We start from the raw sequence: 12,899 nt of genomic DNA on the forward strand, positions 1-12,899 counted from the left end.
TAAAGGAAGTCCTCATAAAAGATTGAAATGATATATACGATACTTTTTGGGGAGGAAATAACATGGAAGCTATCTATAAAACGAAAGATGTCACGAATAAAACAGGCATCCCAAAACATATAGTCCGTAAATATAGCCAACTGTTAGAGGAACATGGTTATATCATTTCAAAAACAGCTGATGCTCGTATTTATAAACTGGATGATTTAAAACTATTGAAATCTATACATGAAAGAGCTGCTAAACTGCAAGAAGATATTTCAGAAACGATACCTATTATTTTAAAAGAAAAAGAGGCCCCGCCTGTACCCGCTATACAAGATAAGCAAGAAATACAAACGAAAGAAAAAGAAGATGGGCGTAACTTTGAGGAGTTCATGTTAAAACTTGAAATGCTCGCTCAATTAAATGAAGCAATTATTCATCAAAATTCTACCCTTATTACCCAAAATCGTTTAAAAGATGAAAAGCTAGATGAATTGATGCAACAAGTTTATGTAAAAGAAGGCTCTCAAGAAAAAATGCTACAAGAGTTAGTAGATCATGCCGCTCAAACAGATGCCCTGCAAAAAGAAAAGATGGACTTATTAATGAATCATATGTATAAACGAGAATCCAAGCAAGAGGAAAAAATGAATAAACTCGTAAATCAAATTTATAATAAAGACAGCAACCGGGATGCACAACTTATGCAAGTGATTCGCGAAATTCAAGAAACAAAAAGATTAGTCGCAGCTTCGAAAGAACAAAGTTTTTTTCAATCATTTAGAAGTTTATTTAGCCGATCAAAACAAGAAAAAACATCTGAATAAAATAATATTTTTTTCCTATATAAAATAAAAAGTTACCTTCCATCGGTAACTTTTATTCCTTATTTCTTACAGCTGGCAATATAATAATCGCTTCAGTTCCTTTCCCACTTTCGCTTTTATATTCCAGCGTACCATTATGCGCTTGTAAAATACTAAATGTTACCATAAGTCCTAATCCTGTCCCTTTTTCTTTTAAAGAATAATACGGTTGTCCCAGTCTTACTAACTGTTCTTTCGTCATTCCAACACCACTATCTTTAACTCTTATTACTATCGTTTCATCTTTTTGCATAGCCGTTACTTTTAAATATCCTTTATTTCCTTGGATTGCTTCAATACCATTTTTAACAACATTCATAATAGCTTGCTTCAATTTCGTCTTATCACCGATCGTATAAAGACTTTCAGAAATCTCAACTTGCAAATATACACCTTGCATCGCTGCAAATGATGACATAAGAGTTGTCATTTCAATTAATTGAGCGGATAAGCAAATGTGTTCTTTTTTCTCAATTTGCGGCCTTGCTAAATTCAAATAATCTGAAATAATTTGTTCTGCCCGATCCAATTCGGCTAATACGAGACGCATATAATCCTTATTCTTCACATCTTCCGTACTTTCTAACAATTGAATAAAACCACGAACAACAGTGAGCGGATTTCGAACCTCATGTGCAACACTTGCTGCCAACTCACTTACAATATTAAGCTTTTCTGACTTTTGCATCTCTGTACGTAATATTGCATTTTCGTTTAAATATTCTGTTAAGTACACTTGAAATACCATAGTCATAACCATAATAAGCGAAGCAAATATATATCCGCTATATAAGTGTGAAATGTGTGGTGTAAACCCCGTTTCTAACAGAACGTTAATCATACCAATCACTAAAGAAACAAGTACGTACAATGATGAAATCATAAATGCTAAAATTAGCTTCTTATCCCTTGAAAATAGAGACCATTTCTTTGATAAAAATAATGGAACTATCAATAGAAATATTACTTCTATGACCGGAAGAAGGCTCATTCCCTTTAGCGCCCATTCATATGCAACAAAAATAACGGCCGGGATTAAACCAACAATCCCACCATATAAAAAACCACTAACAATCGGGATTGGGTGAAAATTATACCCACAAATGTCACCAAAACAAATAGAGTATGTCATGGAGAGAATGAGTGTAATGCTGGATAAAAACATAATAAAGTAGCGGTTCGGCTTCGGAGGCATTTCTTGATAACGATTTAAACGAATCGCTTCATATAAAAATAGTGGCAAAATAATGATGGCAATTTGGATCATTAAATCACGGATCAGCTCCATAGCCTCTCATCCCCTATATGTATTTTGATATGATTATATCATTTTACGGGTTTATTTGTTTTAAAATTTTGATTTTTCTTAACATATTTGTTAATTCTTTGTTAACAGCACATAATAATTGTTACAGATTTTCGAAATGAATGTAAACCCTGTACCAAATTTCTGCCTGACAGTATACAATGAATACGGATTACAAAGAAAATAAAAAATACTTCATGAGACGGACAACTATAGCAAAATACAGCATATAATCCATACTATCTATGTTTACAAATAAGTGATCATTATTTTAGTAGGAGGAAGATAAATATGGCGGGTACTACGCTTGTTTTAAAAGAAGAAAATTTGGTCGTTCTAGAAAATGTTGAAAAATCAGTATATGAAGAGTTACAGCATAAAACCGGAGAAGAAAATTGCACATGTGCTGTGAATGAATCAGTTGTTCACCTTGGCAAAGTATCCTCTGTACTTTGGAATGAAGATGAAATAGATTGGGAGTACGGATATTAAAAAGTCGCTTACAGCGGCTTTTTTTCTATTATCCCTCTCTTTCTACATAACATATACGCAAGCGAAATCATAGAAAATATGTTAAAATGAACTTAATTTTCAAACGGAAGAAAGGGAGATACAATGGAAAAATTCATTAATCCTAGAGTGAAAGACATCCAAATTTCTGGAATCCGTCAATTCTCTAACATGATTCAAAACTATGATAATCTTATCTCTTTAACAATTGGACAACCCGATTTCCCTACGCCTTCTCTCGTAAAAGAAGCGGCAAAACGGGCTATTACAGAAAATTATACAAGCTATACACATAACGCTGGTTTACTAGAATTACGCAAGGCAGCTTGTAACTTTGTAAAAGATAACTACGATTTACAGTATTCACCTGAAAACGAAACCATCGTTACAATCGGTGCTAGTGAAGCAATTGATATTGCATTCCGAACGATTTTAGAGCCAGGAACAGAAGTTATTTTACCTGCCCCTATTTATCCAGGATACGAACCAATTATTCGATTATGCGGTGCTACACCTATTTTTATCGATGTTCGTGAAACTGGCTTCCGTTTAACAGCCGAAGCGCTAGAAAATGCTATTACAGAAAAAACAAGATGCGTTGTACTGCCATATCCTTCTAATCCAACTGGTGTAACTTTATCAAAAGAAGAATTACAGGATATTGTAACTGTTTTAAAAGATAAAAATATTTTCGTCCTTTCTGATGAAATTTATAGCGAACTTGTATATGAACAAAAGCATACATCTATCGCTCATTTCCCAGAAATGCGTGAAAAGACTATCGTCATTAACGGTTTATCAAAATCTCATTCTATGACTGGCTGGCGTATCGGTCTATTATTCGCACCAAGCTATTTAGCAGGACATATACTAAAAGTTCATCAATACAACGTAACGTGTGCTACTTCAATCGCTCAATATGCTGCAATTGAAGCATTAACAGCTGCTAAAGATGCACCAAAAATGATGCGTCATCAATACAAGAAACGCCGCGATTATGTATATAATCGACTCATTCAAATGGGCTTAACAGTTGAAAAGCCAACAGGTGCATTTTACTTATTCCCATATGTTGGTCATTTAACATCTTCATCATTTGATTTTGCACTTGACCTTGTCAAAGAAGCTGGACTAGCTGTCGTTCCTGGAACTGCATTTTCTGAATATGGTGAAGGCTATCTTCGCTTGTCCTATGCGTATAGTATTGAAACTTTAAAAGAAGGCTGTGATCGATTAGAGGCCTTTCTACAACAAAAAGCTAAGAGTTAAACTCTCAGCTTTTTGTTGCATAATGATCGCAAGTTTGGCGCTTTAGTAATTTATGAGGAATAATAATACACTTTGCAGTAGACTCTGCATTCTCTACTTTATCCACTAAAGCTTTTGCTGCCTCATATCCTAGTTGATAAATATTCACATCAACTGTCGAAAGTGGCGGACTCGCAATTTCTGATAATAAAGCATTGTTAAAGCTTATAATGGAAACATCCTTTGGTACAACGAATCCTTTTTTAGAAAGAGCACTTAACACACCAAGTCCAATTAAATCATCCGTTGCCACAATTGCTGTCGGTGGTTGCTGTAGTCCCATTAACTCCTCAACGGCTTGTTGACCACTTTCCCTCGAAAAATCAAAATGTAAAATATACTCTTTTGGTAATACAATGTCCGCTAATTTTAAAGCATCACTCATACCAGCCAAACGATCTCTCGTTACAAGTAAATCTGATCCACCGCCGATGAACGCGATTTGTTTATGACCTAATGAAATCAAATATTCTGCTACTTCTCTTGCAGCTGTATAATTGTCATTATCTACATATGTAATTTCATCTTTTCGATCATACGGTTTCCCAATTAAAACAAACGGGAAATTTTGTTTATGCAAATATTGAATAATCCGATCATTCTCTCTTGAATATAAAAGAATAATGCCACCAATTTGGCGCCCCTGTACCATCTTTACAACACCATTAAAAATTTCATCTTCCGTCTCACCTGTCGACATATAAAGCGCATACCCTTCCACATGTGCAAATGAACTAATCCCTCTTATAACTTCTGGGAAAAACGGATTTTGAAAAGCTTTACTTGCAGAACTTGGCATAACAAGACCAAGTGTTTTTGTTGTTTGGTTAGCTAGGTTTCTTGCGTTTAAATTGGGATGATACCCTAGTTCACTCATTACTTTCCGAACACGACGCTTTGTTTTTTCACTTATACTTGGATTATCAGCAATTACACGAGAAACGGTAGATGGTGCTACATTCGCCTTCTTCGCCACATCTTTAATTGTAACTGTCATAAAAATCCCCCTCCTCTCACTTCTCTGCCATTTTGTTATATATTTTAATCTTGCACCCGTTGCAAGTAATAGGAGCAATCATAAACTTTCATTGATTCTATCTTGTAATACCTATCATATTCTCCCTCTCCATGTATTGTAAGGGATATAGCTCTTTTTTCCTATACTATAATATACTATTTATTTCACTTCTTTTCATATGTGATGTCAAATCTCTTTTCATCTCCCTATAAAGCTTTTTATAGGGAGATGAAAAGAAAAATGGGACATAATGTCCCATTTTTCATCCTTTCGTACCTCCAGCAGTTAAACCAGAGATAAAGTATTTTTGTAGTGATAGGAATAAAATTGAAATTGGGATTGCAATCAATACTGAACCCGCTGCGAACGTTGTGAATTCATTACCAAATTTCTTCGCTACCATTTCATATAACCCAACTGCTAACGTATAATTTTCTGGTGTGCGCAAAATAACACTCGCTAAAATGAAATCTGTAAATGGACCGATGAAAGTGAATAACGCCACAACCGCTACGATTGGCTTTGCAAGTGGCATAATGATTTGCCAAAAAATACGGAAATGTCCTGCCCCATCCATACGAGCTGACTCATCCAATTCTTTCGGAATCGTATCAAAATATCCTTTCATAAGCCATGTATTCATTGGAATTGCTCCGCCTACATAAATTAAAATTAATGCAAGGTGCGTATCGATTAACCCTGTTAACTGTGCTAATACGTATAGAGCGATTAGCGCCGCAAAGTTTGGAATCATTTGCAGAATTAAAAATGTTAATAAACCATTTTTTCTTCCAACAAAACGGTATCTTGAAAATGCATAAGCAGTAAAACTAATTGCTAACACTGAGAAAATCATCGTTATAACACTTACTTTTAATGTGTTTTTATACCATAGTAAATAATTACTATTCTCTAAATCTAATAACTTACGATAATGATCTAACGTTGCATTTTGCGGAATAATACTTGATCCAGATAAACTATCACCCGGATTAAACGATGAGCCAATAATCCATAATAATGGATAGAAAATGATGGCACACATTACGAAAATAACGAGATAACTTAATGAGAGACGTAACATCTTTTGTCTTTTAATATTCATTTACATCATATCCTCTTCTTGGAATGATTTTGTTCTCTTAAATTGCCATAACGCAACTGTAATAACGATTAACGATAAGATCATTGTAAGAGCTGCCGCTTTCCCGTACTGCGCCGAAGTCATCGTTAACTTATAAATCCATGAAATTAAAATATCTGTTCCACCTGCGTCTTGTCCAGCTACAGCAGGACCTCCGCCGTTAAATAGATAGATGATACTAAAGTTATTAAAGTTAAACGTATATTGCGTAATTAATATTGGTGCTGTTGCATATAGAACAAGTGGCAATGTAATTTTACGAAACTGTTGCCAAGCTGTAGCTCCATCTACTGTAGCAGCTTCATATAACTCCCCTGGAATCGATTGCAGTATACCTGTTGTCATTGCAAAGACGAACGGGAATCCAAGCCACGTTTGAATCATAATTAAAGCAATTTTTGCCCAAAATGGATCTGTCATCCAAGCAATCTTTTCGATTCCAAATAAAGCTAATACTTGATTGTTAATTGCTCCAAATGTCTCATTAAACATACCAGAGAAAACAAGAATAGATACGAATGCTGGAACCGCCCACGGTAAAATGAAGATTGTTCGAATAATTGCCTTCCCTTTAATACCAGGCTGATTTACGATAATCGCTAAGAAAATACCAAGCGCAACTTGTAATGTCGTTGCAACGAATGTCCAAATGACAGTCCAAGAAAATACGCTTAAAAATGTCTCTCTCCACATCGGTAATGTAAAGATATCAATAAAGTTTTTGAAGCCCACCCAATCTACTAATTTAGCTGGAGGAGAGTGGTATAAATCATAATTCGTAAATCCAATTAAAATTACGAAGATGATTGGAAATACAACTACAAAGATAAGTAATAGAAAACCTGGTGAAACCATTAAATATGGAAAACCTTGATCTAGTAAATTACGGTATTGCTCTTTTACAGAGTTTAAAGGTGTTCCTATATCACGCTTCTTCCCGTTTTGGTATGCATCATATAAATTAAATGCATATATTCCGAGTCCAAAAACGATGACGATGAGTGCCAAGATTCCTTCTACTAATAGAAAGACAGAATGATCACGTGGAACTTCTGTACCTAGCGTTACAATTCCCCATAATCCCATATTTAATAAATCAGCAAAGGCTACAATAAATGAACCTGTTAATACTAGAAAAATAAGCCCTTTTACAAATTGCTTATTATACATTTGGCCCACGCCTGGAATGATAGATAACATGGTTGCCATTTTCCTATGCTTTGAACCGTTTAAACCGTTTGCTGGTTCCATAGATGTTTGCATGTTCCTTCCCCCTTTTTTCTGGGAGAGAATTCATGCCCCTCATATGAGAGGCACGAATTTCACCTTATTTTTTCTTACTATGATTTGCCTCAATATTACCTTTAATTTGCTTCACTGCATTGTCAAGTGCTGCTTTTGGTGCCTCTTTTTCCGTAACAACTAATTGAAGCGCATCTCCAGCTGGTTTCCATACTTCTTGCATTTCTGGAATGTTCGGCATTGGAATTCCATTTTCAGATTGTGTTGCAACTGCTTTTGCAGCTTCATTATCTTTAATGATTGGATCTTCCATTACTGCTTTTACTGGAGGAATTTCTTTTGTTTTCTCAAATCGAATTTTTGCGTTCTCTTCATTTGTTACCCATTCAGTGAACTTTGTAGCTAAATCATTTTGTTTAGAGAAACTTGTTACATGCCACCCTTTAACCCCAACAAATGTTTTCATTGGTTGACCGTTTGGTAATTTCGGCATTGGAGCAACGCCATAATCAATTCCGTTCTTTTCCATTGCTTGGAACGCCCATGGACCATTCATGATAGATGCTGCTTTTCCTTCGTTAAATAGTCCATCAGCAGCAGGTCCACCCGATTCACCGATAATACCTTTCGGGAATAACTTTTCTTTGTACCATTTTTGAAGATATTCAGCACCTTGTACTGCCCCACTATTATTTAATCCAACATCACTTGCATTTGGCTTTCCATCTTTTTCACCAAACACATAACCACCCATACCTGCCATGAATGCATTAGCAAAGTAGAAGTTATCTCCTAGTGTTAAAAACCCATACTTGCCATCCTTCGTAAATTCTTTTGAGAAGTTAAACAGCTCGTCCATCGTTTCTGGTGCTTTTGGCATTAATTTTTTATTGTAAATAAAGACTGGTGTCTCAATTGCTTTTGGTAAACCATATAATTTCCCGTTATATGTCTGTGCTTCTATTGATGATTCAGTAAATCTACTCTTCACAGCATCATCAGCTTTCACTTCAGAAAGTAAACCTTCTGTTACTGCATTTCCAATTTGATCATGTGGCAATGTTACAACATCTGGTCCCGTCCCCGCTGGTCCATCAAGGCGTAACTTCTTCACTTGATCTGTCATTTGCATTTCAACGACTTTTACTTTTACTTTATATTTTTCCTCAAAACTTTTCACTGCTGGTTCTAAACCAACACCTTTTTTATCATCTTCCCAAACGAGAAGATCGTAATCTTTCTTCGCTTTACTTTCTTCTTTCTTCCCTGAATCTTTCGGTCCACATGCAGATAACATACCAATTGATAATGCTGAAACCGTTAATAATGATAATGCTTTCTTCATCCCAAAAACCTCCCTAAATTGTATATGTACCTTACTAATTGAAAACGTTTGCATTAAATGGTTTAATAGAAGCACAAACAATATCTCAATCTATGAAAACGTTTGCGCTATTTGTCTCTCATTATACATTCTTTTATTCATTTTGCAAATATTAATTTTAAAATATTATTACTACACTCCTTATACATTGACTTTATATGAAATGAATACTACTCTTATAAGCAATATTAAAGCTATGCAAAAAGCAATCGTTTGCAACATATACTTTATTATTATACTTAAGGGAACAATATGCATGGAGATATTAAAGGGGGATTTTCTATATGCTTAAAGAAGCTATTTATCATAGGCCAAAAGATAATTACGCATACGCTTATGATGAAAAAACGATTCATATCCGAATACGTACTAAAAGAGAAGATGTTCAAAGCGCCACTCTTATTTACGGTGATCCTTATGAATGGAAAGACGGGAAATGGATTACATCAAGCACACCGATGAAAAAAACTGGTTCTACTGCATTGTTTGATTATTGGTCCATTTCCATCGAGCCTAAATTTAAGCGCTTACGTTATGGATTCGAATTAAAAAATGATACAGAAACGCTTATTTATGCAGAGCGAGGATTTTTTTCCAGTATTCCAAATGATGACGTTGGTAACTTTTTCTGTTTGCCATTTATTCATGCAAATGATGTGTTTCAAGCACCTTCTTGGATTAAAGACACCGTTTGGTATCAAATTTTCCCAGAACGGTTCGCTAATGGAGATCGTGCACTAAATCCAGAAAACACTCTTCCTTGGGGAAGCGCTGAGCCAACTCCAACTAATTTTTTCGGCGGAGATTTTGCTGGTATTATTCAAAACCTCGATTACCTTGTTAAGCTTGGAATTTCGGGAATATACTTCACACCTATTTTCAAAGCACATTCAAACCATAAATATGACACAATTGACTACATGGAAATCGATCCGCAATTCGGGACGAAAGAAACGTTCAAAGAACTCGTTCAGGCATGTCATACACACGGTATAAAAGTAATGCTCGATGCCGTGTTTAATCATAGTGGATACTTTTTCGATAAATTCCAAGACGTACTAGAAAACGGTGAGAAGTCTGCTTATAAAGAGTGGTTCCATATTCATGAATTTCCAATTGTAACGGAGCCACTCCCGAATTATGATACTTTCGCGTTTACACCGTATATGCCTAAATTAAATACAGCACACCCAGATGTAAAAGAATACTTACTTGAAGTAGGGCGTTATTGGGTAAGAGAATTCAATATAGACGGTTGGCGCCTTGATGTAGCAAATGAAGTAGACCACAGCTTTTGGAGAGAATTCCGAAGTGAGATAAAGGCATTAAATCCTGAAGTATATATTTTAGGAGAAATTTGGCACGATGCACTTCCATGGCTACAAGGAGATCAATTTGATGCTGTAATGAGCTACCCTGTTACAAACGCTCTACTGTCTTACTTTGCTAATGATTCCATTAAAGCAAATGAATTTATGAAACAAATTACAGAATCTCTACATTCCTACTCTATGAATGTAAATGAAGCAGCGTTTCATTTACTAGACAGTCATGATACACCAAGAATATTGACAACATGTAACGGAGATAAAAATAAGTTACAGTTACTTTATGTATTCCATCTTTCCTTCATCGGCTCTCCTTGTATTTATTATGGAGACGAAATTGGTATGGACGGTGGTATGGACCCAGATTGTCGCAAATGTATGGTTTGGGATACGAAAGAACAAGATCATCTATTATTTACACATATACAAACATTAATTTCATTACGAAAGCAATATAAAGCATTTGGAGGACATGGTACTTTCCAATTCATCGAAGCAAATGATGAACATAATTATATTTCTTATACGAAAACATATGAAGATGAAACTATCTTTTTCGTTTTAAATCCGACTAATAGTGATGTTACAGCTTCACTCCCTCTCCATGTTACTGGAAAGAAAATTATTAACATTTATACAAACGAAGAATTTTCAGCGGAAGCAAGTGTATTACAAGTTACACTTCCTCCATACGGATTCTCAATCTTAAAATGGTAATAAAAAATCCTTATGCCAAGTTGTGGCATAAGGATTTTTCTTATTTTAATTTAAATACCATCGCTTCATATGGACGTAATACAATGTTATCTATCGATCCACTCTCTACGTCGTAATTGTGTATTAATAACTCTGATTCACTATAACTAATGTCCTTAGGCAATTCAAATACACATTCTTCCGCCGTAAAGTTTGCAATAACAAGAAGTTTTTCTTCTTCATATGTTCTTACGTATGCAAAAATAGAAGGATTATTATCTAATATTAAATCATATGATCCGTACACAACTATTTCATTATTTTTGCGTAGGTTAATTAATTTTTTATAGTAATAAAAAATTGAATCTTTATTTTGGATCGCTTGTTTCACATTGATTTCTTTGTAGTTAGGGTTTACCGTAATCCAAGGCTCACCTGTTGTGAATCCAGCATGATCTTTATCATTCCACTGCATCGGTGTTCTAGCATTATCTCGGCCTTTTACATAGATAGACTGCATCACTTTATCTATATCTTCACCGCACTCTATCACTTTTTCCTTATACATATTTAACGTTTCAATATCTCGATATTCATCAATCGACTCAAATCGAACGTTCGTCATTCCGATTTCTTCTCCTTGATAAATATACGGTGTTCCTTTCATCATATGAAGCACCGTCGCTAACATTTTCGCAGATTCAATGCGATACATTCCATCATTACCAAAACGAGATACAACGCGTGGCTGATCATGGTTATTCCAATACAGGCTATTCCACCCTGTATGCTCTAATGCTTTTTGCCACTTCGTTAAATTCTCTTTTAAAGTAAGAAGTGAGCATGGTTTTACATCCCATTTTCCGCCTTCTCCCGAATCTAAATCCATATGTTCAAATTGGAATACCATCTGCAGTTCTTTTCGTTCTTCTCCAGTATACATTTTCGCTTCTTCTGTCGTTACACCAGGCATTTCACCAACCGTCATAATATCATAATGAGACAATACTTCTTCATTCATTTCATGTAAATATTTATGAATGTTTGGACCGTTCATAAAATGCTTATGACCTGAAACATACCCCTCTTCTTCGGTTTCAACAGCTGGTAATCCCTCTTCTTTAGAAATAAAATTAATAACATCCATACGGAAGCCATCAATTCCTTTTTCTAACCAAAACTTCATCATTTCATAAACATCTTGTCTTACCTTTTCATTATCCCAATTTAAATCCGGCTGTTTTTTAGAAAACAGATGTAAATAATATTCATCTGTCATTTCATCATACTTCCATGCAGATCCACTAAAAGCTGCTCCCCAGTTGTTCGGCTCTTTTCCTTCTTTTCCAGGACGCCATATATAGTAGTCTCTATATTTATTATCTTTTGATTTACGTGATTCAATAAACCAATTATGTTCATCAGAAGTATGGTTAACAACTAAGTCCATCATAAGTTTCATATTACGTTCATGCATTTCATGTAATAGCTCATCCCAATCTTCCATTGTTCCGAACTCATTCATAATTTTACAATAATCACTTATATCATAACCATTATCATCATTTGGAGATTCATAGACCGGTGATAACCAAATGACATCAATCCCTAATTCTTTTAAGTAATCTAGCTTTGAAATAATCCCACGAAGATCCCCAATACCATCACCGTTACTATCCATAAAGCTACGAGGATAAATTTGATATACTACACTTTCTTTCCACCACTGTTTTTCCATTATGCTACCCCATTTCATTAATAATTCGATTTTCTCTATTTTAAGGCGCAAACGTTTTCATTAATGAATGATAACAGATTCTATCTTAATTTAAAATAGCGCTTACAACTTTTATTCTTATTTTTCTAAGAAAACATACGCAAATTACTAATATTCCTCTAATAAATGAAAACGTTTTATTTTTTTGTTTATTTTTTGAATCTATTAGTTTATAATGAACTCAAAGAAAACGTTTGCATAATTTTTTCTAGGGGGCAATACCATGGCAGAATTGAAATTAGAAAACATTTATAAAATATATGATAATAATGTAACAGCTGTAACAGATTTTAATTTACACATTCAAGATAAAGAGTTTATCGTATTTGTCGGTC

10 protein-coding genes and 1 pseudogene are annotated in these 12,899 nt (G+C 34.7%); 5 read left to right on the plus strand and 6 right to left on the minus strand.

Annotated features, from left to right (window positions below; genetic code table 11):
* The first annotated feature begins 62 nt into the window (after window positions 1-62).
* The gene (locus GFJ36_RS20805; RefSeq protein WP_000387495.1) at window positions 63-812 is read left to right on the plus strand and encodes a DUF3967 domain-containing protein; all 750 of its coding nucleotides are present in this window, start codon (window positions 63-65) and stop codon (window positions 810-812) included.
* A gap of 52 nt (window positions 813-864) precedes the next feature.
* Here GFJ36_RS20805 and kinB read toward each other — a convergent pair whose 3' ends face one another.
* Window positions 865-2,139 (minus strand): sporulation sensor histidine kinase KinB, encoded by a 1,275-nt coding sequence (gene kinB, locus GFJ36_RS20810; RefSeq protein ID WP_000420378.1) that lies wholly within the window; start codon window positions 2,137-2,139, stop codon window positions 865-867.
* Between the two features lie 309 nt (window positions 2,140-2,448).
* On the opposite strand from kinB, the gene GFJ36_RS20815 reads away from it, so the two are divergent.
* Both GFJ36_RS20815 and GFJ36_RS20820 read left to right on the plus strand, forming a co-directional pair.
* Window positions 2,449-2,649 (plus strand): hypothetical protein, encoded by a 201-nt coding sequence (locus GFJ36_RS20815; protein ID WP_000929285.1) that lies wholly within the window; start codon window positions 2,449-2,451, stop codon window positions 2,647-2,649.
* Window positions 2,650-2,772: 123 nt separating this feature from the next.
* The gene (locus GFJ36_RS20820; RefSeq protein WP_157349731.1) at window positions 2,773-3,936 is read left to right on the plus strand and encodes an aminotransferase A; all 1,164 of its coding nucleotides are present in this window, start codon (window positions 2,773-2,775) and stop codon (window positions 3,934-3,936) included.
* A gap of 4 nt (window positions 3,937-3,940) precedes the next feature.
* Here the strand turns inward: GFJ36_RS20820 and malR are convergent, their stop codons facing one another.
* The 4 genes from malR to GFJ36_RS20840 form a co-directional block, all read right to left on the minus strand.
* On the minus strand, window positions 3,941-4,972 hold the full coding sequence (malR, locus tag GFJ36_RS20825; RefSeq protein WP_048546170.1) for a maltose operon transcriptional repressor MalR: 1,032 nt from the start codon (window positions 4,970-4,972) through the stop codon (window positions 3,941-3,943).
* 283 nt (window positions 4,973-5,255) lie between these two features.
* Complete coding sequence (gene malD / locus GFJ36_RS20830) at window positions 5,256-6,098, minus strand: maltosaccharide ABC transporter permease MalD (RefSeq protein ID WP_001022607.1); 843 nt, start codon at window positions 6,096-6,098, stop codon at window positions 5,256-5,258.
* Window positions 6,099-7,400, minus strand: coding sequence for a maltosaccharide ABC transporter permease MalC (malC, locus tag GFJ36_RS20835; RefSeq protein ID WP_001194989.1), 1,302 nt, complete (start codon window positions 7,398-7,400; stop codon window positions 6,099-6,101).
* Between the two features lie 64 nt (window positions 7,401-7,464).
* A complete protein-coding gene (locus GFJ36_RS20840; RefSeq protein WP_000709925.1) occupies window positions 7,465-8,724 on the minus strand; it encodes an extracellular solute-binding protein in 1,260 nt (419 codons plus the stop codon).
* A gap of 323 nt (window positions 8,725-9,047) precedes the next feature.
* On the opposite strand from GFJ36_RS20840, the gene GFJ36_RS20845 reads away from it, so the two are divergent.
* Complete coding sequence (locus GFJ36_RS20845) at window positions 9,048-10,808, plus strand: alpha-glycosidase (protein ID WP_088064328.1); 1,761 nt, start codon at window positions 9,048-9,050, stop codon at window positions 10,806-10,808.
* 40 nt (window positions 10,809-10,848) lie between these two features.
* On the opposite strand, the gene malL is transcribed toward GFJ36_RS20845, so the two are convergent.
* Window positions 10,849-12,525, minus strand: a complete 1,677-nt coding sequence (malL, locus tag GFJ36_RS20850) for an oligo-1,6-glucosidase (RefSeq protein ID WP_097889648.1) — start codon at window positions 12,523-12,525, stop codon at window positions 10,849-10,851.
* 262 nt (window positions 12,526-12,787) lie between these two features.
* Between malL and GFJ36_RS29840 the strand changes: the two are divergent.
* Window positions 12,788-12,899, plus strand: a pseudogene (locus GFJ36_RS29840) (sugar ABC transporter ATP-binding protein); the annotation flags it as partial.

Source organism: Bacillus sp. EE-W1 (assembly GCF_009760835.1).
GTDB lineage: Bacteria > Bacillota > Bacilli > Bacillales > Bacillaceae_G > Bacillus_A > Bacillus_A wiedmannii.